This is a genomic window from Vreelandella sp. ssv (genome assembly GCF_059448525.1).
In genome coordinates this window covers 1,428,652-1,451,048 of the sequence record NZ_CM182545.1, presented here as the reverse complement: position 1 = coordinate 1,451,048, position 22,397 = coordinate 1,428,652, and the positions used below count along the sequence as shown (strand labels likewise).

The 22,397-nt window shown below is 55.4% G+C and carries 17 protein-coding genes; 10 read left to right on the top strand and 7 right to left on the bottom strand.

Features of this window, described 5'->3' with window-relative positions:
• The first annotated feature begins 7 nt into the window (after positions 1–7).
• The 3 genes from atzF (at position 8) to AC5TBW_RS06610 (ending at position 4,474) form a co-directional block, all read left to right on the top strand.
• A complete protein-coding gene (gene atzF / locus AC5TBW_RS06620; RefSeq protein ID WP_495511302.1) occupies positions 8–1,825 on the top strand; it encodes an allophanate hydrolase in 1,818 nt (605 codons plus the stop codon).
• Between the two features lie 248 nt (positions 1,826–2,073).
• Positions 2,074–2,439, top strand: a complete 366-nt coding sequence (locus AC5TBW_RS06615; protein WP_495511301.1) for a hypothetical protein — start codon at positions 2,074–2,076, stop codon at positions 2,437–2,439.
• A 10-nt stretch (positions 2,440–2,449) separates the two neighbouring features.
• A complete protein-coding gene (locus AC5TBW_RS06610; protein ID WP_495511300.1) occupies positions 2,450–4,474 on the top strand; it encodes a pyrroloquinoline quinone-dependent dehydrogenase in 2,025 nt (674 codons plus the stop codon).
• A gap of 82 nt (positions 4,475–4,556) precedes the next feature.
• Here the strand turns inward: AC5TBW_RS06610 and AC5TBW_RS06605 are convergent, their stop codons facing one another.
• The 3 genes from AC5TBW_RS06605 to AC5TBW_RS06595 are packed head-to-tail and all read right to left on the bottom strand — an operon-like array spanning position 4,557 to position 8,319.
• On the bottom strand, positions 4,557–5,675 hold the full coding sequence (locus AC5TBW_RS06605; RefSeq protein ID WP_495511299.1) for a hypothetical protein: 1,119 nt from the start codon (positions 5,673–5,675) through the stop codon (positions 4,557–4,559).
• A gap of 34 nt (positions 5,676–5,709) precedes the next feature.
• Complete coding sequence (leuA, locus tag AC5TBW_RS06600; RefSeq protein WP_495511298.1) at positions 5,710–7,416, bottom strand: 2-isopropylmalate synthase; 1,707 nt, start codon at positions 7,414–7,416, stop codon at positions 5,710–5,712.
• 15 nt (positions 7,417–7,431) lie between these two features.
• On the bottom strand, positions 7,432–8,319 hold the full coding sequence (locus AC5TBW_RS06595; protein WP_495511297.1) for an ion transporter: 888 nt from the start codon (positions 8,317–8,319) through the stop codon (positions 7,432–7,434).
• Between the two features lie 172 nt (positions 8,320–8,491).
• On the opposite strand from AC5TBW_RS06595, the gene AC5TBW_RS06590 reads away from it, so the two are divergent.
• Genes AC5TBW_RS06590 through AC5TBW_RS06565 form a run of 6 tightly spaced genes read left to right on the top strand, consistent with a single transcriptional unit; the run spans position 8,492 to position 14,359 of the window.
• The gene (locus AC5TBW_RS06590) at positions 8,492–11,329 is read left to right on the top strand and encodes a monovalent cation/H+ antiporter subunit A (RefSeq protein ID WP_495511296.1); all 2,838 of its coding nucleotides are present in this window, start codon (positions 8,492–8,494) and stop codon (positions 11,327–11,329) included.
• On the top strand, positions 11,329–11,661 hold the full coding sequence (locus tag AC5TBW_RS06585) for a Na+/H+ antiporter subunit C (protein ID WP_495511295.1): 333 nt from the start codon (positions 11,329–11,331) through the stop codon (positions 11,659–11,661). The genes AC5TBW_RS06590 and AC5TBW_RS06585 overlap by 1 nt, the downstream gene beginning before the upstream one ends.
• Complete coding sequence (locus tag AC5TBW_RS06580) at positions 11,658–13,172, top strand: monovalent cation/H+ antiporter subunit D (protein WP_495511294.1); 1,515 nt, start codon at positions 11,658–11,660, stop codon at positions 13,170–13,172. Before AC5TBW_RS06585 ends, AC5TBW_RS06580 begins: the two co-directional genes overlap by 4 nt.
• Complete coding sequence (locus AC5TBW_RS06575; RefSeq protein WP_495511293.1) at positions 13,169–13,666, top strand: Na+/H+ antiporter subunit E; 498 nt, start codon at positions 13,169–13,171, stop codon at positions 13,664–13,666. Before AC5TBW_RS06580 ends, AC5TBW_RS06575 begins: the two co-directional genes overlap by 4 nt.
• Positions 13,660–13,929 (top strand): K+/H+ antiporter subunit F, encoded by a 270-nt coding sequence (locus AC5TBW_RS06570; protein WP_008958594.1) that lies wholly within the window; start codon positions 13,660–13,662, stop codon positions 13,927–13,929. The genes AC5TBW_RS06575 and AC5TBW_RS06570 overlap by 7 nt, the downstream gene beginning before the upstream one ends.
• Before the next feature lie 43 nt (positions 13,930–13,972).
• Positions 13,973–14,359 carry a Na+/H+ antiporter subunit G gene (locus AC5TBW_RS06565; protein WP_495511292.1) on the top strand — a complete coding sequence of 129 codons (387 nt, stop codon included), beginning with the start codon at positions 13,973–13,975 and terminating at the stop codon, positions 14,357–14,359.
• A 55-nt stretch (positions 14,360–14,414) separates the two neighbouring features.
• Here the strand turns inward: AC5TBW_RS06565 and serB are convergent, their stop codons facing one another.
• From serB to pgi, 4 genes are all read right to left on the bottom strand, one after another.
• Positions 14,415–15,350, bottom strand: coding sequence for a phosphoserine phosphatase SerB (serB, locus tag AC5TBW_RS06560; RefSeq protein WP_495511291.1), 936 nt, complete (start codon positions 15,348–15,350; stop codon positions 14,415–14,417).
• 3 nt (positions 15,351–15,353) lie between these two features.
• Positions 15,354–17,606 carry a DNA topoisomerase IV subunit A gene (gene parC, locus AC5TBW_RS06555; protein WP_495511290.1) on the bottom strand — a complete coding sequence of 751 codons (2,253 nt, stop codon included), beginning with the start codon at positions 17,604–17,606 and terminating at the stop codon, positions 15,354–15,356.
• 6 nt (positions 17,607–17,612) lie between these two features.
• Positions 17,613–19,508, bottom strand: a complete 1,896-nt coding sequence (parE, locus tag AC5TBW_RS06550; protein ID WP_495511289.1) for a DNA topoisomerase IV subunit B — start codon at positions 19,506–19,508, stop codon at positions 17,613–17,615.
• A gap of 318 nt (positions 19,509–19,826) precedes the next feature.
• A complete protein-coding gene (pgi, locus tag AC5TBW_RS06545; RefSeq protein ID WP_495511288.1) occupies positions 19,827–21,509 on the bottom strand; it encodes a glucose-6-phosphate isomerase in 1,683 nt (560 codons plus the stop codon).
• 144 nt (positions 21,510–21,653) lie between these two features.
• Here pgi and cmoA point away from each other — a divergent pair, with 144 nt between their 5' ends.
• Positions 21,654–22,397 carry a carboxy-S-adenosyl-L-methionine synthase CmoA gene (cmoA, locus tag AC5TBW_RS06540; protein WP_495511287.1) on the top strand — a complete coding sequence of 248 codons (744 nt, stop codon included), beginning with the start codon at positions 21,654–21,656 and terminating at the stop codon, positions 22,395–22,397.

Genomic DNA, 22,397 nt, shown 5'->3' with positions numbered 1-22,397 from the left:
AGACACGATGCGCTACACACTTACCATCGAATCACTACACGCCTCCTATCAACAGGGTGAACTCACCCCTGCGGCGTTAATCGACGAGTTACTCTCGCAAGCCGAAAGCCACGGTAAAGAGCCCGCCTGGATTACCCGCTTGAGTCGCGAGCAGTTGGCGCCCTATTTGAAGCGCCTTGAAGGTGAGTCGCCGGAAACGCTGCCGCTTTACGGCATTCCCTTTGCGATGAAAGATAATATCGACCTCGCAGGAATCCCCACCACCGCGGGCAGCCCGGCATATGCTTATACGCCCACAGAAAACGCCTTTGTAGTACAGCAGTTGATCGATGCGGGCGCGATTCCCATGGGGAAAACCAACCTGGATCAGTTTGCTACCGGGTTGGTAGGAGAACGCGCACTGGAAGTGTACGGCACGCCCGCTAATGCCTTCGACCCGACGCTTGTGCCTGGTGGCTCCAGCAGCGGTTCTGCGGTGGTTACAGCCGCCGGCATGGTGAGCTTTGCGTTGGGCACCGATACCGCCGGTTCCGGCCGCGTGCCCGCCTGTTTCCATAACTTATATGGCGTAAAACCCAGCCTGGGGCTGCTTAGCACCCGGGGCGTAGTCCCTGCCTGCGCCACGTTGGATACCATTAGCTTGTTTGCATTGACCGCTGATGATGCTGCCAAGGTGCTGGATATTACCGCTGTCTATGATGCCGAGTGCGCCTGGTCGCGCCGGCATGATTTTGCCGTTCACGGCAAACGTTACGGCAAAGCGCCCACCACTTTCCGCTTTGGCGTTCCGCTTGAATCACAATGGCAAACCGATGCGGCCTATACTCAAGGCATGTACCAGGCGATTGCCGAGCTGGAAGCCCTGGGTGGTGAAAAAGTTGAGCTAGACTGTTCGCCGTTACTGGCAGCCGCGCGCCTGCTTTACGAAGGTCCCTGGGTCGCCGAACGCTACCATGTGATTCGTGAATTGATGAAGAACCACCCAGATGCGGTGCATCCAGTCACGTTTGAAATTACGCAGGGTGGCGCCACGCCGCTGGCCGTGGACGCCTTCGATGCGCGTTATAAGCTCGCCGAGTATAAACGCCTGGCCGATGCGCTGATCAGCCAAGTAGATGTAATGCTTACGCCCACTACGGTTACCCACCCCAGCAAGGCCGAGGTGGCGGCAGATCCTATTGGCGTTAACTCGCGACTGGGCACCTGGACCAACTTTATGAACCTGCTCGACTACAGCGCTCTTGCGGTGCCAGTAGGCTTTAGCGAACGGGACTTACCGGTAGGCATCACGCTATTTGGGCCAGTATTCGCTGACCTAACGTTGCTGTCACTTGCTCGCGCCCTTGAAGCACGCCTGATGCTGCCATTAGGCGCAACCGGCATTTCACATTCGTCCTTAGCGGAACTCCCCGTTCCTGCCCAAGATGGCAGCATGGAGCTAGTCGTGTGCGGTGCACATCTAAAAGGACTGCCGCTTAATCATCAGCTTACCCTGCGGGGAGGCGTATTAGTTAGCACCACCCACAGCGCCCCGCGCTATAAGCTCTTTGCCCTGGCAGGTGGCCCACCCAAACGCCCGGCGATGCTGCGCGACGACAACGGCAAAGCCATTGAAGTGGAAGTGTGGCGCCTGCCCATCGAAAGCGTGGGCAGCTTTTTAGCAGGCATTCCCGCCCCGCTCGGTTTAGGCCAGGTGGAGCTTGCCGACGGTAGCTGGAAGTGTGGGTTTATCTGCACTGCAGGCGCGCTCAATGAAGGAGGCGAAGCAGAGGACATTACTGAATTTGGCGGCTGGCGGGGGTGGCTGAAAACCCAGACAGCTTAATTACCTAATTAATAGCAATCTGCTTACCCACTTTCAAAAGCATCTAAATCATAGCATTTGCAATAATTTAAGACCCACTACCGGCGCCTTATCCCAGTTGATAACGCCAAAAGTGGGTCTCTTAATAGTGTCAACATGGCCCCTGGATCGTAAAAATATCATTTTCTGCTAAAGTTAAAGTGCTAACGATTTGCGATGTTGGCTTAGCCTCAACATCGGGCATCTCACTTACCAGAAGGCCATATGCTATGTCGCCATCCCGCTCTTCCAAAATGGGCGCACTCGTGCTTCTAGGCGCCTCCGTCGCTGGGCTAGTCGTCGCCTTATACGCCTACTTCACGCCCCTGACCGGCGTCACAGGAACGCTCGGCGCGCTAGTTGCCATTGTCGCTTGTCTCGCCCTTGCGGTGATGGCGTTACTACTGTTTAAAGTAACAAGCTGCGGTGCAGCCATCGCACTTCGGATACTTATACTCATGGGGCTTGCCGGTACATTTTTCGCTGGCATGCTGTTGCACCAATGGTGGATCGGCGCCGCCATGGTGGTCGGCCTAATCGGTTTGATTGTTGATATGGTTCGGCCAGCCCACCACACCCGCCTCACCCACTCCTAAGGAGCCATCCATGACAGCGTTATCAACCGCTACACGTACTAAGTTCAAATCCGTCATGTCTGGTTTTGGTGCAGTTACCGCCCTGGCGATTTGTCTTACCCCACTGCCGCTATGGGCTCAGGATCAACCAACTGAGGAAAGTGCTGCGCCCGAAGAGCCGTCTGCCCGCGCGCCTATACCACTAGTACCTGGTGAACCAACCTGGGACAGTTTCCACGGCCAGCTTAATGCCCAAAAATATAGTCCACTCGATCAAATCACTGCTGATAACGTTGGCGAGCTGGAGAAAGTATGGGAAGTGCATACCGGCGATGTCGCGGATGGCTCGGGGGAGTTGCCGGCGACTGTGTGGTCAGCGACTCCGGTGTTTGCTAACGATACCCTCTATATTGGCACTCCCTTCTATCGCATCCTCGCGTTAGACCCGGGGGGTGGCGAAGAGAAATGGAGTTTCGATACCCAATCCTCTCTGGAAGCATTGACCCAACCCGCCTTGAAAAACCGTGGTGTCGCCTATTGGGAAGCCGATGACCCGGTGGCTGGAGAGCCCTGCCAGAAAATTATCTATATGGGCACTATGGATGCACAACTATTTGCAGTCGATGCCGATAGCGGCGAACAGTGCGCTGACTTTGCCGATAATGGTGTGCTCGACGTCAACCAGTGGAATGACACTAACGACCGTTGGCCGCTTTCGCTACTGCAACCGCCCACCGTGGTGGGCGAGCATCTGATTCTCGGTTGGGCGGGGATGGATTGGGCCTACGAGCAGGCTCCTCCCGGCACCGTTTACTCAATTAACGCCCGCACCGGAGAGCGTGAATGGACGTTCCAGGCATTGAGCGATCAGATGCGTGAGCAGAGCGGCACCGCCAATGTCTGGACGCATATGTCCGCCGACGAGGAGCGTGGTTTAGTCTACCTACCGGTTTCCTCACCTTCGCCGAACTACTGGGGCGGCAATCGCACCGAAGAAGTGCCCCTGGGCACATCCACCACTGCGCTGGATATCGAGACCGGCGAAGTCGTCTGGTCGCGCCAGTGGGTGCATCACGATATCTGGGATTACGATATCAATGCCGCCCCAACGCTGATGGATATTACCGTCGATGGCGAGGAGATACCGGCACTCATCCAATCAACCAAGATGGGCTTTCTGTTCGTGGTGAATCGCGAAACCGGAGAGGATGTCTGGCCCATTGAGGAGCGCCCTGTTCCCGGTGGGGATGGCAGCGTTGAGGGCGAAGTTTATGCATCGACTCAACCCTTCCCAACGAAACCGGCACCGCTGCTAGATCAGTCTGAGAAGCCTAAGGTCTGGGCGTTGGCCGATGCGGTGAGCTTCGGCGAGTGTTCGGCCCTGTGGGACGACCTTCACTATGAAGGTATGTACACGCCTCCCACTACCCAAGGCGAAGGCACACTCGGCTACCCGATCAGCGCAGGTGGCGTACAGTGGGGAGGCGTAGCCTTCGATCCAGTGAGCCAGACGGCGATCGTCAACACCTCGCACATTGTGCAGTACATTAAGCTCTATAATCGCGATGATTATGAGCTGGCGGATAGCGGGTCCGGCAACGAAAGCGGCTTCGCCCCTCAAGAAGGCGCGCCCTATGGAATGCGCCTTGAGGTCGCACTTAACCGGTTAGGTATGCCCTGCTGGGAACCGCCCTTCGGTGAGCTTGTCGCCCTAGACATGACTACGGGTGATGTCAAATGGCGTCGCCCGGTGGGTGCATCGCAGCAGTATGGCTTCTTTATGCCCGAGAGCTGGGGCTCGCCCACCATCGGTGGCCCGGCGGTCACAGCAGGCGATATTATTTTTATCGGCGCTTCGATGGATGCCAAGGTGCGTGCCTACTCCCTTGAAACCGGCGAGGAGCTGTGGTCGGATCAGACCGAAGCGCCCTCCGTCTCAAATCCGGCCGTCTACGAGTATAACGGTCGCCAATATGTCGCCTTTGTTTCCGGTGGCAATACCATCCTGAAAGATCAGGTAGGTGATCAGATCGCAGTTTATGCGCTGCCCGAATAACGCTAGCACAATGGGCAAGTAACAATCGGGGCGGCCTCCAAGGCCGCCCCGATTGTGTCAGTAGCTTCTTATTCACACTGCTTCAGCCAAGATCACTGGTCTGCGCCTTGGTACGCTTGGCTAACTGTTTATTTGCCGCCCCAAAACACACCCGTATGACTGGCACCAGCAGCCACAAAAGTGGCGTGAGTAACCAGCGGTAGATAAAGCGAGCAATGAATAGAATCGGCAGTAGTACGATCAGCCAGATAAGAAACTGACCAAGCCAAATCGGCCAGCCAAGCCAGGAAGAGAGATTGGCACCGAGTGCGCTCACTAAGCTTGGGTGGCGCACCACCACATAGGCGGTACCCGCTACTGCAGCGACTTTGGCCATGCGCGGTAACGTCGCAAAGCGTCCGCCGGACGCTAGCATCCCTTGGCGCAGCCCCGTCCGAGCACCCTGGGCTTCCACACTGCCCACTCGGGCAGCGCGAGCGGCCCGGCCTGCCCGCAGCACCTTAACGGTGCTAGCCATTACCAGCAGATCTACCCCAGCCCAGCCTAGATCGGCGGCACCAATATCGTCGCCCCGTCGCCACTGGCTTTCCAAATCGCGTAGCCCGCCGGTAAAGAAATCGCCTAGGCCCGCAACCAGACGCTCACCCTGTAGCCACTCCACTTCGCCTTCTTCGCTGACCACAAACTGGTTAAGCAGCGCATGGCCGTTGGCATCCAGCAGCGCAATGCCCATCTGCCCGCGAAGATAAGGAGTGAACGCTGAATCTGACTCACCCTCTTCATCACTCCACCAACGGCTAACCTGCTGGTAGCGTTCGCCGACCCAGTGTTGTGCCCTGAGCGTAGCCACATCGTGGCTGCGAAAGAAGCTGATGGGCAGTACGGCGTCGGCCCCATAGCGCACCAATACTCGCTGAAAATCGGGCAGTAAGCCGTACTCCACTAATACATCGCGGGCCATATCACCGTGGCGCAACATCGCCAAAGAGGCGCTCATCCACAGCGCCTGATCGTCAACATAGCTGAGAAACAGCGCATTGAGCTGCGGCGTCTCCTGCTGAAGCGATGCTTTTAAAGAGGGCAGCGCCTGCTGCACTTCCAATCGCACCAGCTTGGACTCAAACGGTTCATGAGAGGCCAAAGTCGATGCTAGCCCGGCGACCACTATCGCGGTTAATACTATTATCTGCCAGGGTCGCATCGCCACTCACCTCACTCAGTTAGTAACCGCATGATTACCCTAACGTCTCCGCCGTCACGTTCGCTGCTGCGGGTTGGGTCGAATGGTGGCGGTTGATGGCGCTAAGCACGCCTTTCATGGAAGCGCTGGTAATGCTTTCATCGTTGCCTACACCGAACACCGCTTTGCCGTCGATACGCACTTCCACATAGGCGATCGCTTCAGCGTCAGCGCCCTGGCCACGGGAGTGCTCGTGGTAGTCGATAATCTCGACATCGTGCCCTGCGGCTGCCAGCGCTTTAACAAAGGCAGCTAACGGGCCGTTGCCCTCGCCCTTTAACGTTTGCCGTGTGCCGTTCTCCTCAATCACGGCGTCCAGAGTGACTTTGGGGCTGTCGGGCTCAGACGACAAACGGTGGTTAATTAATGCAAAGGGCGCTCGCTGCTCTAAATACTCATCCGAGAACGCCTGATAGATCATCTGCGAGGTGATCTCACGTCCGGTACGTTCTGCCACTTCCTGAACGACTTGGCTGAATTCGATAGAGAGCCGACGCGGCAACTCAATGCCATGCTCCTGCTCAAGCAGATAAGAAACACCGCCTTTACCCGATTGGCTGTTAACCCGGATAACGGCTTCGTAGCTGCGGCCCACATCCAGCGGGTCGATAGGTAGATAGGGTACATCCCACACAGCATCTGGATTGGCGCGGCGATCCGCCATGCCTTTTTTGATCGCATCCTGATGAGAGCCAGAGAACGCGGTGAATACCAAGTCACCCACGTAGGGATGGCGCGGATGCACCGGTAACTGGTTGCAGTACTCCACTTCGCGCATGATCGGGGTGATATTGGAGAAATCGAGCTGCGGGTGAACGCCCTGGGTATACATGTTCATCGCCAATGTGACGATATCGACATTGCCGGTGCGCTCGCCGTTACCAAACAGCGTGCCCTCAACGCGGTCAGCTCCTGCCATTAGCGTCAATTCTGCTGCTGCCACGCCGGTCCCGCGGTCATTATGCGGGTGAACGCTAACAATCAGGTGATCACGGTTTTTGACGTTGCGACAGAACCACTCAATTTGGTCGGCATAGTTATTGGGCGTAGCGACTTCTACCGTGGCAGGCAGGTTCACGATCATCGGCTTATCACCACTGGTGCCATAGGCTTCCATGACCGCTTCGACGATCTCAACGGCGAAATCCATTTCGGTGGTGGTGAAGAGCTCTGGGGAGTACTGAAACGTCCAATTGGTTTGCGGTGCAGCTTCCATCTGCGCGCGAATCTGTTGGGTAGCCTCTACGGCGATTTGCACACACTCGGCTTTATCGACGTTAAACACCACCCGTCGAAACATCGGATCAGTGGCGTTATAGACGTGGACGATAGCGTTTTTAGCACCTTGAAGTGCCTCAAAGGTGCGTTCAATCAAGTGTGGGCGCGCTTGGGTCAGCACCTGAATGGTCACATCCTCAGGGATCTTATCCTGCTCGATCAGCGAGCGCACGAAATCAAAATCGGTTTGTGAGGCCGAAGGAAAGCCGACTTCAATTTGCTTAAAGCCAACATTCAACAGCATGTCGAATAAACGCTGCTTGCGCTCCTGATCCATTGGGTCAATCAGGGATTGATTACCGTCACGCAGGTCCACACTGCACCAGATAGGCGCTGTTTCAATGCGCTGGCTCGGCCAATGGCGGTCAGGCAGATCAACAGCCACAAAGGGGCGGTACTTTTTGGCGGGGTCAGACAACATCATAGCGGTTCTCCTAGATCAGTCGGTGGTGGGCTTATCTGTGTGCTTACCGCCCGCGTCATTCTGGTGTGTGGGGGCTGTCGAGTAGGCTTGAGCGAGGGCTGACTCCATGCGGTCAAGCTGTGTTTTCAGCCCGCGAACATCCTTACGCAGGGACTGCAGTTCGGCTTCTTCGCCTTCGCCGTTGTCCAGCGCCATTTGTGCGCTCTCTTTCTGCATGACATCCAGCACGATACCAATCATCATATTTAGAAAAATAAACGCGGTCAGAAATATAAACGTTAAATAGTAGATCCAGCTCCAGGCATAAACCTCTTGGGTGGCGTACATAACGTCAGTCCAATCCTCGAAGGTGGCGATACGAAACAGGGTCAGCATCGCAACGGAAATATTCCCCCATAGAAAGTCATCGACGTTGTGAAACAGAAAGCTACCCAGGGCGGCATAGATATAGAAGATGATAAACATCAGTAGCACCACATAGCCCATGCGGGGTACTGACTTCACCAATGCTCCCAGCAACATCTGCAGTTCGGGAATCATCGACACCAAACGCAATACTCGGAAAATACGCAGTAGCCGGGCTAGCAGCACCATTTCCGAGTCGTCCATGGGAATAAGACTGGCGGTCACAATGAGGAAGTCAAAGACGTTCCACCCTTTCTTGAAGAAACTCAGTAGCGTGCGTTCAGCAGCCATTCTGATTAAAATTTCAATCAGAAAAAATATCGTTACCGCGATGTCGAGATAGAGCAGCCACTGCTCAACTTGCGTGGTTTCTTCATAGGTTTTTGCCCCTATCACCAGGGCAGAAATGACGATAATGGCAATCACGGCCGCTTCAAAAAACTTATTCGAACGCAGCTTTTCAAAACGGGCTTGCCAAGTATTAAAGGGTTCACTCATGGAACGTAAAATCTCTCAACGGTTGACCGACACACTTTATACTAAAACTACACACCTTCTACACAAGTGATATCCTGTTGTTTCACTTGATGTATCCTATGCCATCAGAACGCCCCTAAGCGCCCTGTTGGTACTCTTTTGAATTTTTAACTTTAGCCGCTGGATGATCCCCATGACACTGCTTTGGATAGCCTTATTGCCTCTGCTAGGCGTACTGGTGCCGGCACTTACCGCACAGCTTAGTCGCAACTTATGTTCACTTGCGACGGCAGTGCTGCCAGCTACCGCCTTAGCAATGACGCTACTCAACGTGCCAGCTCTGTTAGACGGTGAGCAACTACGTTTTTCGGTCACCTGGATGCCTGAGTTGGCGCTGGATTTAGCGTTCCGCCTCGATGGGCTATCGCTGCTGTTCAATTTATTAATACTCGGCATCGGCTTGCTGATTATTCTTTATGCTCACTACTATTTAGCCAAAGACGAACCCTATGGCCGATTCTACGCCTTCTTGATGCTTTTTATGGCGTCAATGGTAGGTATTTCAATGTCGGACAACCTGATTCTGCTCTGGATGTTCTGGGAGTTAACCAGCCTCTCTTCGTTTTTACTGATCGGTTACTGGTCACACCAATCGGATGCCCGTAAAGGCGCTCGCATGGCGCTCACGGTCACCGGCGCGGGCGGCCTTGCGCTATTGGCGGGCTTACTACTGCTGGGCGATATGGTGGGCAGCTTCAACATGGACGATGTGCTGGCTAGCGGCGACGTGATTCTGGCCGACTCCCGCTATCCAATCATGTTGGGGTTGGTACTGCTGGGGGCCTTTACCAAATCGGCGCAGTTCCCATTCCATTTTTGGTTGCCCCACGCGATGGCAGCGCCCACGCCGGTGTCTGCGTACCTGCACTCGGCGACCATGGTTAAAGCGGGCATTTTCCTCATGGCGCGGCTGCACCCCGCTATTGCGGGTAGCGAGCTGTGGAGCGTGGCGGTGTCGGTGGTCGGCATCGTGACGATGCTATACGGCGCTTGGTTTGCGCTAATGAAGACCGACCTAAAAGGCATTTTGGCGTTTTCCACCGTTAGTCATTTAGGCTTGATCACCGTGCTATTGGGTATCGGCAGCCCCATGGCGATTCTAGCGGCCCTGTTTCACATTCTGAATCACGCTACCTTTAAAGCCGCGCTGTTTATGAGTTCCGGCATTATTGATCACGAGGCTGGCACCCGAGAATTGAAAAGGCTAGGTGGCCTGAAAAAAGCCATGCCAGTGACGGCACTCTTGACCATGCTAGCGGCAGCTGCCATGGCAGGCGTCCCCCTGCTTAACGGTTTCTTATCCAAAGAAATGTTCTTCACTGAGACACTAGCGACGCCCGTGTTAGGCGGCCTAAGCTGGCTACTGCCCACGCTAGCGGCTCTCGGCGGCATTCTCTCAGTCGCTTACTCGCTGCGTTTGGTGCACGCCGTGTTCTTCAAACCGGCCCGCGAAGCACCACCAAAATCGCCCCACGAGCCGCCGCATTTGATGCGCCTACCAGTGGAAATATTGGTTGCGCTGTGTGTGGTAGTGGGGTTGTTTCCGGCCTTTATGGCAACGGGATTGTTAAAGCTCGCCAGCCAAGCGGTGATCGGTAGCCCGCTTGATTTTCATCTGGCTATCTGGCACGGCGTTAATCTGCCGCTCATCATGAGCTTGCTTGCCTTCGTGGTGGGTATTGCACTCTATTGGCGCCATGGCGAGGTGCGTCGATTTACCCAGCAGTTTGCCGGGGTGGATGCCCGGCGGGTGTTTGAGCGCATTCTCATCTCGATCGGCTACCGCGCGGAGCAACTGATTGCGGCACTGGAAGGCAATTCGCTTCAACGCTATGTGGGTTGGCTATGGCTGGCAGCGCTGATAATGGGCGGTATTGGCCTCGTGCAAATCCCTGACTTAACCGGCGCAGCAGGCAATCAGCCGCTTGACGGCATCCTTATTCTAGGTGCAGTGATGCTGATGTTTGGTGGCGTGGCGACCGCTGCCACCCACCGCTACCGGTTGATTTCGCTATTGATGCTGTCAGTAGTGGGGCTGTTCGTTGCACTGACCTTTGCCCGTTTCTCAGCGCCCGATCTGGCGCTGACACAGCTCTCTGTGGAAGTGGTGACCATGATTCTGCTGATGCTGGCGCTATTTTTCTTGCCACAGAAGACACCGCGCGAATCCAGTCCACTACGCAACGTTCGCGATATGTTGCTAGCCGGTACCCTTGGTTTGGTGATTGCCAGCCTTAACTATGCGGTCATGACCCGCGAGACGCTGTCGATTTCCAGTTTCTTTCTGGAAAACAGCAAGCCCGGTGGTGGTGGCTACAACGTCGTCAACGTCATTCTGGTCGACTTCCGTGGTTTCGATACCTTAGGGGAAATCACGGTACTGGCCATCGCGGGTCTGGCGATATTTAAGCTACTCAACCGCTTACGCCTGTTTATGCCGCACAGTGACGGTGAGGGACGGGTATGGTCACCCGACCGCTACCCGGCGGTGCTAACGTCAATTTCAATGACACTGCTACCGCTGGCGCTCCTGGTCTCTGCGTTTATCTTCCTGCGTGGCCATAATCAGCCGGGCGGTGGTTTTATTGCCGGACTGATTACCGCCGTCGCCCTCATTTTGTTGTATATGGCACGTGGCGTGGCGTGGGCGCAAGAGCGTCTGGATTTCCCCTTCCAACCGGTAGCCGTTATCGGGGTCGCCGTTGCCACGCTAACCGGTCTGGGTAGTTGGCTGTTTGGCCATCCGTTCCTAACCTCTGCCTTTGGCTACTTCAGCCTGCCGCTGATCGGTACCTTTGAATTGGCAACCGCGCTGCTCTTTGATCTGGGCGTTTACTTAGCCGTAGTCGGCGCCACGCTAATGATTTTGGCCAACCTTGGCAAAGTCACCACGGCGCACCGACCGGTGACCGAAACTCCGGAAAAAGACACCGAAGCTGCTGCAACCTCTTCTGCTAAGGAGCCTCACTAATGGAACTGCTTTATGCGATGACCACCGGTGTATTAACTGCTTCTGGCCTCTATCTAACGTTACGCGGTCGTACTTTCCCGGTCGTGGTGGGCCTTACGCTGCTCTCTTACGCAGTGAATTTGTTCCTGTTTTCGATGGGGGGGTTAACCACCGATGGAGCTGCCATTGTCTCAGAGGGTGCAGGTTTCGCCGACCCGCTGCCCCAGGCGTTAGTGCTCACGGCCATCGTGATCGGCTTTGCGATGACAGCGTTTGTGGTGATTCTGGCCATGCGGGCGCGCAGTGAAATGGGTAACGACCATGTCGACGGTAAAAAGGAAGATCGAGAATGATGCAGCACCTGATTGTTTTTCCTGTCGTTTTACCGCTAGTGGCGGGTATATTACTGCTCTATCAACGGCAAGGCTTAGTACGCTATAAGCGTGCAGTCAGCGTCGCCGCAACCGTGCTATTACTGCTGGTGGCAATTGGCCTTTTACGCCAAGCCGCCAGTGATCAGGTCACTTATTATGCCCTGGGCGATTGGCAGGCACCGTTCGGCATTGTGTTAGTGCTTGATCGCCTGTCGGCCCTGATGCTGCTTGTCACCGCCGTTTTGGCAGTCGGGGCCGTGGTGTTTGCCTGCGCGGGTGATGATGAAAAAGGCAGTAACTTTCATGGTCTTTTTCAGTGGCAGCTATTGGGCATCAACGGTGCTTTTTTAACCGGTGATTTGTTTAATCTATTCGTCTTTTTTGAAGTACTGCTGCTTGCCTCATACGCTCTGCTGTTGCACGGCGGAGGCAAAGCGCGCATTCAAGCTAGCGTCCACTACGTGGTGCTCAACCTGGCAGGGTCTTCGCTGTTTCTGATCGCGGTGGGGATTCTGTATGGCGCCACGGGCACGCTCAATATGGCCGATATGGCGATCCGCGTGGCTGAACTGCCAGCCGGGCGTGAAGGACTGATAACCGCCGGCGCATTAATGCTACTGGTGGTGTTTGGGTTAAAAGCCGCCATCCTGCCGCTCTACTTCTGGCTCCCCAAAGCCTACGCTTCGGCTCCTGCGCCGGTAGCAGCGCTGTTTGCCATCATGACCAAGGTAGGTATCTACGCTATTTTGCGCGTCTATTCACTGCTGTTTGGTGACAGCGCTGGCGGTTTGGAAGCCCTGGAACAACCCTGGATTTGGTGGCTATCGCTCGCCACCTTGGCGGCTGCGGGTGTCGGCGTCATGGCCGCACGAGATTTGCGCTTGCTGGTGGCTTATTTGGTACTGGTATCCGTGGGAACGCTATTGGCCGGTATTGGCATGCACTCACCTCAGGCTGTCTCAGCCCTACTCTATTACCTGATCCATACCACGCTGATTACCGGTGGCTTGTTCCTGTTGGCGGAAATGATCGGCCTGCAGCGTGGTAAAGCAGGCACTCGCTTGGTGAAGGGCCGCCCGATGGTGCAGGGCGCCGGACTCGCCATGCTATTTTTCGTTGGCGCCATCGCCGTCGCTGGTCTTCCGCCGTTTTCAGGCGCTATTGGTAAGGCATTAATGCTTAATGCTGCCGAAGGGTCGCAACGTTTATGGCTTTGGCCGCTACTGCTGTTGACCAGCCTAGCCTCGCTGATTGCGCTTTCCCGTGCAGGCTCTACGCTATTTTGGCGCAGCCATCGTGGCAACATCAGCGGCTCACCGTTGTCCTATCGCCAGTGGTTTGGCGTTATCTGGCTGCTTAGCGCAGCACCGCTGTTGGTTGCACTGGCCGGGCCAGTGAGCAGCTACACTCAAGCGACAGCTGACCAATTAGCCAACCCTCAGGTGCTAATTCGCACGCTACTACCCAATGCTGCTGGAGATGCCCAATGATCGCCCCGCGTTCCTGGCTACCCACGCCCGTATTATCGATACTTCTACTCGTCGTGTGGCTGTTGTTAGTACGCAGCTACGCGTTTGGTCAGTTCGTACTAGGCGGCTCGTTAGCTATTTTGATCCCCCTACTAACCCATCGCTTTTGGGACGCACGGCCTCTTATCTCCAAGCCCTTTGCCTTACTGCGTTTCATATTACGTGTGCTGGGCGACATTATTACCGCTAACTTCGAAGTGGCTTATCTAATCGCCAACCCCTGGCGCAAGCTTAAACCCCATTTTATTGAATATCCGTTAATGCTAGAGGAGAGATTCACCATCACGCTGCTCGCCAGCACGATCAGCCTGACACCGGGCACTGTGTCGGCCAATCTGCGTATGGATGGTAAATCACTGCTGATTCACGCCTTGAACGTGGACGATGAGGAAACCCTGATTAACCAGATTCGCGAGCGCTATGAACGCCCACTCAAGGAGATCTACGAATGTTAAGCATTGCACTCTATATCACCTTAGCTCTGGTCGTGATGGCGCTATTGATGAACCTCTACCGCTTGACCATTGGTCCCAGTTTGCCTGATCGCGTGCTCGCGTTAGACACCATGTACGTTAATTCCATTGCGCTCATCGTACTGCTGGGGCTATGGCTGAACAGCAAAACCTATTTTGAGTCAGCGCTGTTGATCGCGATGTTAGGTTTTATCAGTACCGTTGCGGTGTGCAAATATATTCTGCGCGGAGACATCATCGAATGATTTACATGAGCTATCGAATGATGAATAAAAGCTTGGGGGATCTATGTCAGTAATCGTTGAAGCGGTTATTTCACTGCTGCTGATCGCTGGCGGTATCTTCGTCTTTATTGGTTCGTTGGGGATGGCGCACCTGAGCGATTTTTATATGCGTTTGCATGGGCCTACCAAGGCCACCACGTTGGGTATCGGCTGCATGCTCATCGCTTCGATGCTGTATTTCTGGAGCGCGGACGGCAAACCCGATATTCAAGAGCTGTTAATCACGCTCTTTCTGTTTATAACCGCCCCCGTCAGCGCCCACTTGCTAGCCAAGTCCGGCTTGCATCTGCATTTAAAGTACGCCGATAAAACCCAGGGTAAACCGGTAGAGCTGCGTCCAGAAGAGATCGGTGAAAAACCGGTACCCCACCCCGATAAAGGCCATGGGTAAAAAATAACAAGCGGGCAGTGCTGAGATAGCACTGCCCGCTTTTTTACCTCGCGTTTTAGACGTCTCTTGGTGTTAAATCCTGCTGGTGATATCCGAGCAGATAGAGCACACCGTCGAGACCCGACGTAGAAATCGCCTGACAAGCTTGGGCGCGTACCAATGGCTTGGCCCGGAATGCAATGCCCATCCCCGCTTTGGCAAGCATCTTAAGATCGTTGGCACCGTCACCCACGGCTATCGTCTGATCGAGGGTATAGCCGTGCCGCAGTGCAATCACTTCGAGCAGTTCGGCTTTGCGCTCAGCATCCACAATCGGCTCACTTACTTCGCCGGTCACTTTGCCATTTTCGATGATCAGCTCATTGGCATGGATCTCGTCAAAGCCAAGCTTCTTCTGTAAGTGGAGGGCAAAGTAGGTAAAGCCACCAGAGAGTATGGCGGTGCGATAGCCTAACCGTTTTAGATTTTCCATCAGGCGTTCAACGCCCTCCATCAGCGGCAGTTCCTCAGCAATTTCCGCTAGTACCGACTCATCCAAACCGACCAACTTGCTCATCCGCTCGCGAAAGCTCGCCTTGAAATCCAGCTCTCCGCGCATGGCACGCTCGGTGACTTCGGCGACTTCTTCACCCACGCCGTGACGTCGAGCCAGCTCATCGATCACCTCAGCTTTAATCAGCGTGGAGTCCATATCGAAACAGACCAATCGAGGCTGAACGTGATCGCGAGTATCTTGTTGGGCAACGATATCAATACCCAGAGCTTCGCTCAGCGCAAGCGCGGCATCGCGCACTGCTTTGCTATCTGCGTCGCCGGACAAACAATACTCAATACAGTCGATGCCTTCACCTGACTGAAATGAGACATCCGCAAGCCGCTGGGTACTCTCCACGTTCAGATGAAACTGCGTAATGAGAGCATCTACCTGAGCTTGAATGTCGGCGGTTAAATCTGACGCTAGTACGGTTAGGATTAAATCACCGCGTGCCATTACTTACTCCCCTGCCTCTAGTCGATCTACTTTCTGGAAGCCGCGGGGCAGTTTGCTACCACGCCGACCGCGCTCACCGCGATAGTATGCCAAGTCGTCGGCTTTTAGCGTCAGCTTGCGTTTGCCGGCATGGATCATCAGCGCATCAGTGGCGGCTAGCACCACAACACCCGTGACAAACTCCTCCCGGCGGGCGGCTCTTGGGCCTGGGATATCGAGCATTTTATTGCCCTTACCTTTAGACATCTCGGGTAACTGCTCCAAGGGGAACAGCAACAGTCTGCCCTCATTTGAAACAGAAGCCACCCACAGCTCGTCGCCCTCAGGCACTTCCACTGGCGCCATGACGTTGCAGCCTTTGGGTAGGCTAAGTACCGCTTTACCGGCCTTGTTTTTACCGGTGAGCGTATCGAGCCGCGCTACAAAGCCATAGCCGCCATCAGTGGCAAGTACGAAGCGTCGCTCCGGTGGCGCAAACATAAGTCCCGCCATTTTAGCTCCGGCGGCAACATTAGCGCGCCCGGTAACCGGCTCACCCTGCCCCCGCGCACTGGGTAAGTTATGCGCAGACAGCGTATAGGCACGCCCAGTATCGTCCAATAGCACCAGCGGCTGGTTGGTTTTACCTTTTGCCGCCAGCTGGAAACTATCCCCGGCTTTATAGGAGAGCCCCTCGGGGTCGATATCGTGACCTTTCGCCGCACGGATCCAGCCTTTATCCGAGAGCACCACGGTAATCGGGTCAGCGCCTAGCAATTCGACTTCTGAAAGCGCCTTGGACTCTTCGCGCTCGACCAGCGGCGAGCGTCGTTCGTCGCCGTGCTCTTTCCCCGCCGCACGAATCTCTTTTTCGATCAGCGTAGTGAGCTTGGCTTCGCTGCCTAACAGCCCCTCTAAATATTTGCGCTCTTTTTCCAGTTCATCCTGCTCGCCGCGTATTTTCATCTCTTCGAGCTTGGCAAGGTGACGCAGTCGCAGTTCTAAAATGGCTTCCGCTTGGCGCTCGGAGAGACTAAACGTCGCCATCAGCGAGGCTTTAGGGTCGTCCTCCTCGCGAATAATGCGGATCACTTCGTCCAGATCGAGGTAGGCGATTAGCAGGCCTTCCAGGATATGCAGGCGATCTTCAACTTTACCGAGGCGGTGCTCTAAACGACGGCGCACCGTGCTGCGCCGGAACTGCAGCCATTCACCCAGCATTTCGGGCAGCGGCATGACCCGTGGGCGGCCATCTAGACCGATCACGTTCATATTCACCCGAACGTTCTTTTCCAGATCCGTGGTGGCGAACAGGTGCGCCATCAAGGACTCGACGTCAATGCGGTTGGAGCGTGGTTCGATGACCAGGCGAGTAGGCTCTTCGTGAGTCGACTCATCGCGCAGGTCAGCCACCATGGGCAGCTTTTTGGCCTGCATTTGTGCGGCGATCTGCTCAAGTACCTTAGCGCCACTCACCTGATAAGGCACCGCGGTGATTATGATATTGGCTTCTTCGCGGATATAACGTGCGCGCAGCTTGACCGAGCCTCGGCCTGACTCGTAGAGCTTTCGCAGGTCCGCAGGCGGAGTAATAATTTCCGCATCCGTGGGGAAATCCGGCGCAGGTACGAATTCCATTAAATCCGCAGTGGTGGCCTTGGGGTTGCGCAGCAGGTGGCAGGTTGCTTCAACTATTTCCGAGACGTTATGTGGCGGAATATCGGTCGCCATGCCGACGGCAATCCCGGTACCGCCGTTGAGCAGCACATGGGGTAACTTGGCAGGCAGCACCAGCGGCTCCTGCATGGTGCCGTCGAAGTTGGGTGCCCAATCGACGGTGCCTTGGCCCAGTTCACCCAGCAGCACTTCGGCAAACTTGGAGAGCTTGGCCTCGGTATAACGCATGGCGGCAAAGGATTTAGGGTCGTCGGGGCTACCCCAGTTGCCCTGACCATCCACCAGCGGATAGCGGTAGCTAAATGACTGTGCCATCAGCACCATGGCTTCGTAGCAGGCGCTGTCGCCATGGGGGTGAAACTTACCCAGTACGTCGCCGACGGTGCGCGCTGACTTTTTGTACTTGGCATTGGCGTGCAGCGCCAGCTCGCGCATGGCGTAAATTATCCGCCGCTGCACAGGTTTCATACCGTCGCCAACATTGGGCAAGGCACGGTCAAGAATCACGTACATCGAGTAGTCGAGATACGCTTTTTCTGTGTAGTCGCGCAGGGAGAGACGTTCGACGTCTCCCTCCGCTACTTGAATATCCATGGTCATCGGGGGTTATACCTCAATGTCTGCGAGGTTGCCGTAATCTTCCAGCCACTTTTTGCGGTCACCGGCGCGCTTTTTGGCCAGCAGCATATCCATCTTTTCTAAGGTGCCATCGCCATCGGTCAAGGTGAGCTGCACTAGGCGACGAGTTTCCACCGCCATCGTGGTTTCTCGCAGCTGAAGCGGGTTCATTTCACCCAGGCCTTTAAAGCGCTGTACGTTAGGCGTGCCGCGCTTGTTGGCCAGCTGCTTGAGAATCGCGGCCTTTTCGCTCTCATCCAGGGCGTAATGCACCTCTTTACCCAGGTCAATACGGTAAAGTGGAGGCATTGCCACATAGACATGCCCGGCATTTACCAAGCTTGGGAAATGGCGAACGAATAGCGCACACAGCAGCGTGGCAATGTGCAAGCCGTCGGAGTCGGCATCGGCGAGAATACAAATTTTGTGGTAACGAAGTTTCTCAAGGCCGTCGCTGCCTGGATCGGCGCCAATGGCCACCGCAATGTCGTGCACTTCCTGGGAGCTATAGATATCGTGCGTATCGACTTCCCAGGTATTCAGGATTTTACCGCGTAAAGGCAGAATCGCCTGGGTTTCGCGGTTACGCGCCTGCTTGGCACTGCCGCCGGCCGAGTCCCCTTCGACCAAAAATAGCTCGCTCTGGGCGGGATCTTGGCCTGAACAGTCTGCCAGTTTACCGGGCAGTGCCGGGCCGGAAGAGACCTTTTTACGCAGAACTTTTTTGGCTTTTTTCTGACGATTTTGCGCCGCGCTGATCACCAGCTCGGCAATCGCTTCAGCCTGATCCACGTGGTGATTCAACCACAGCGAGAAAGCGTCCTTAACGACGCCGGAAACAAAGCCCGCAATGGTTCGTGACGAGAGCCGCTCTTTGGTTTGCCCGGCAAACTGCGGGTCGAGCATTTTGACCGAGAGCACAAAGGAAGTGCGCTCCCAAAGATCGTCGGCGGTAAGTTTTATGCCCCGGGGCAACAGATTGCGGTATTCACAGAACTCGCGCAGCGCGTCCAGCAACCCAGAACGAAAGCCGTTCACGTGAGTGCCGCCCTGCGGAGTGGGAATCAGGTTAACGTAGCTCTCCAGCAGCGCTTCACCCCCTTCGGGTAGCCACTGAATCGCCCAGTCTACGCCGTGCTCGTCGTCATTGAAGTGGCCGACAAACGGCTCCGCCGGCAGCACTTCGTAGCCGTCGGTAGCTTCGACCAGATAGTCACGCAAACCGTCGGCGAACTCCCACTCGGTCGAGGTACCGTCAGGTTCTACCAGCGTGACTTTCAAGCCGGGGCAAAGTACCGCTTTGGCACGCAACAGGTGTTTGAGTCGCGTTAGCGCAAGCTTTGGGCTATCGAAGTAGCTCTCATCCGGCCAGAAGCGCACCAGCGTGCCGCTTGCCCGCTTGGGAGCTTTGCCAATCTCATGCAGCTCTTCAACTTTCTCACCGAACTCGAAGGCCATGGCATGCCGCGCGCCGTCACGAGTGACTTCAACATCTAACCGGCGCGATAGCGCGTTAACTACCGAGACCCCTACCCCGTGTAGACCACCGGAGAAGCGGTAGCTAGTGGAGGAGAACTTGCCGCCCGAGTGTAGCTTGGTAAAGATCAGTTCAACGCCTGAGACGCCGTGCTCAGGGTGCAGATCGATCGGCATACCGCGGCCGTTGTCCTGCACTTCGATCCCGCCGTCGCTATGCAGCACGACGTTGATCATGGTGGCGTGACCCGCCAGCGCTTCATCGACGCTGTTATCTATGACTTCCTGGGCTAAGTGATTGGGGCGTGTGGTGTCGGTATACATACCGGGACGCTTACGTACCGGCTCGAGCCCGGACAGGACTTCGATGGAACTCGCGCCGTACTGAGAGGCATCAAACTGGGTCATGTAACGTCGATTCCTGAAAAATAGTGCTGGCAGCCTCGCTGGGCGTTAAGTCAGTGGTTAAAAGCAGACGTTAAAAATAGTGTTCAGCAGTTTACAAAGAGCCACAGGATAGCGGAAAAGCAAAAAGCTGTATATCTAGCCATGCTTATCAATGACAAAGCGGAAAGGGCTACGCCGTCGATAAGTCTACGAGGGGGCGCTGTAAACCCATCCCTGGGCGCTACATTTGCCATCCTTGGCAAATGACCCCCTCTACGACTTATCCACGGCGCCCTTTCTGTATGTGCCCACAATATACTAGCGATAAAATTGCACCGCTCACTCCTGCTCAGCGGCCCAAAATGCTTCGATCAATCCACGGCTGGAGGCATCCATACGCGATAGATCGCCCTGATGGTCGATAATCTTTTGAGTATCAGTGGCGATCTGCTTACCTAGCTCAACGCCCCACTGGTCAAACGGGTTGATATCCCAAATCACCGCCTGAACAAACACTTTGTGTTCATAAAGGGCGATAAGCGAACCCAGGGTAGCTGGCGTCAGCTGGTCAAGCAGCACCGTGGTTGAAGGCTGATTGCCACGGTAGCGCTTATGTTCGGGCCGCGGGCCGTCATCTTCCAAGGCATCGTCGCCAAGCATAAGAACGCGGGACTGGGCAAAGCAGTTCGCCAGCGACAAGCGGTGCTGGGCTTTAAGGTGATGGCGGGTATCCGGGTCTTCTACTTCGTCATAGCGCTTCAGCGGCGCTATAAAATCGCACACGACCGGTTGAGTGCCCTGATGCAGTAACTGATAAAACGCATGCTGCGCATTGGGCCCCAACTGCCCCCAAAGCACCGGGCAGGTAGAGTAGTTAACGGGTTGGCCTTGGCGAGTCACTGACTTGCCGTTGGACTCCATCTCCAGCTGTTCAAGGTAAGCGGCAAAATATTCCAAACGTCCATCGTAGGGCAAAATAGAGTGCGCGCGAATATCCAGAAAATTGACGTTCCAGATACCTGCCAACCCAAGCAGGACAGGCAAATTATCCTCCATCGGCGCTTCAGAAAAGTGGCGATCCATGGTGTGGGCGCCAGCCAGGAATTCGCGGAAATTTTTCATCCCCACCACGAGCGCAATCGGTAAGCCAATCGTGCCCCAGAGCGAATAGCGACCGCCCACCCACTCCCAGAAGGTTAACTGGTGGTCGGGGGTGATGCCCCACTCGGTCATTTTCTCAGGACTCGCCGAAACACCAATAAAATGCTGGCGGACCACTAATTCAGCGCTAATCGGCGTCGCGCCATGCTGGGTCAAGCGGCTTAACAGCCACTCGCGAGCCGTATTGGCATTGGAGAGCGTATCGATAGTCGTAAACGATTTAGACGACAGTACAAAGATAGTGGTTTCAGGATTTAACCGGCTCAGATAATCCGCTAACTGCGAGCCATCCATGGTAGAGGCAAAGTGCACTTCGACGGGATGAATATCTTTGGGTCGGAAATCTGTCAACGCATGGGTAACCATTAATGGCCCAAGGTCAGAGCCGCCAACACCTAGGTTAACCACATGACGAATCGGCTTTCCGGTGGCCCCGCGCCACTGCCCGGCATGCAAACGGCTAACCAAGCGCTCCATTTGGACAAGGCTTTCGTGCACGGCGGCGACGATATCTTCACCCTCAACCTCAAGCGTCGCATCGGCGGGTAAACGCAGCGCCGTGTGTAACGCCGGTCGGTTTTCGCTGACGTTCACCCGCTTACCACTCAACAACGCCTCAATGGCAGAAGGTACGCCCGCTTCACTGGCCAAAGTAAACAGATGTTCGAGCGTATCGTCATCCCAGCGCTGCTTAGAGAGATCCAGCGTTAAGCCTGCCACCCGGCGAGTAAAGCTTTCCCAGCGGGAGGGCTCGTTGCCAAATAGCGTTTTCAAGTGAACGTGCTGTAGCGTTTCAGCGTGATGCTTCAACGTCTGCCACGCGGGTAACGTATCGGGGGTAGCGCTTGATGCTGAGGCCATTTGGCATCTCCAGTGGCGTCGATCCTTGCAGCAGGAATCTATTCTAACCAGGCCTATCCTAACCAAGTCTATTCTAACCAGGCCTGTTCTCGTTAATTCAGGGCGCGTAAACTAATACGCCTTTTCCATGATTCCGGCTTGCCCATGAGTGATGCATCTTACCGTGACGCTATCTTTTCGACACCCCTTGACCGAGTAGCGCGCTTCTCTTTCGATGAAAAGGTCGTGGCGTGCTTTCCTGATATGATCCGCCGCTCGGTGCCTGGTTACGGGCAAATTCTGGGCATGCTAAGCCTGATTGCCCAGCGCCATTTGCGTCACGGCGCCCACGTGTATGATTTGGGCTGCTCCCTGGGGGCCTCAGGTCTTGCGCTGGCAGGGGCACTGGCGCCGGACGCCTTTCGCTACACGGGTGTTGATCTCTCCCCCGCCATGGTCACCCAGGCCAGGCAAACCTTTGCTGACGAGTGCCCAGCGTACGCTATGCAGGTAGAAGAAGCCGATATTCGTACCCTGGAGTATGCACCTTCGGGCATGATCATTCTCAATTTTACGCTGCAGTTTCTGCCCGCCGCCGACCGCGATGCCCTATTGGCGCGGCTTTATGCGGCGCTTGAACCCGGTGGTGTGCTGATTCTCTCTGAAAAAACCGTGGATGCCGACGAGCGCGACAACGCTTGGCGGGTTGAACGCTATCACGATTTCAAACGCGCCAATGGCTACAGCGATTTAGAAATCAGCCAGAAGCGCACTGCCCTTGAAAATGTGCTGGTACCAGACACCTTGGACGCCCTCCACGGCCGTTTGAAACAGGCAGGCTTTCCGCGCTCGATGACGTGGTTCCAATACTTAAATTTCGCTTCCATCATTGCCTTTAAGGAGGGGTGA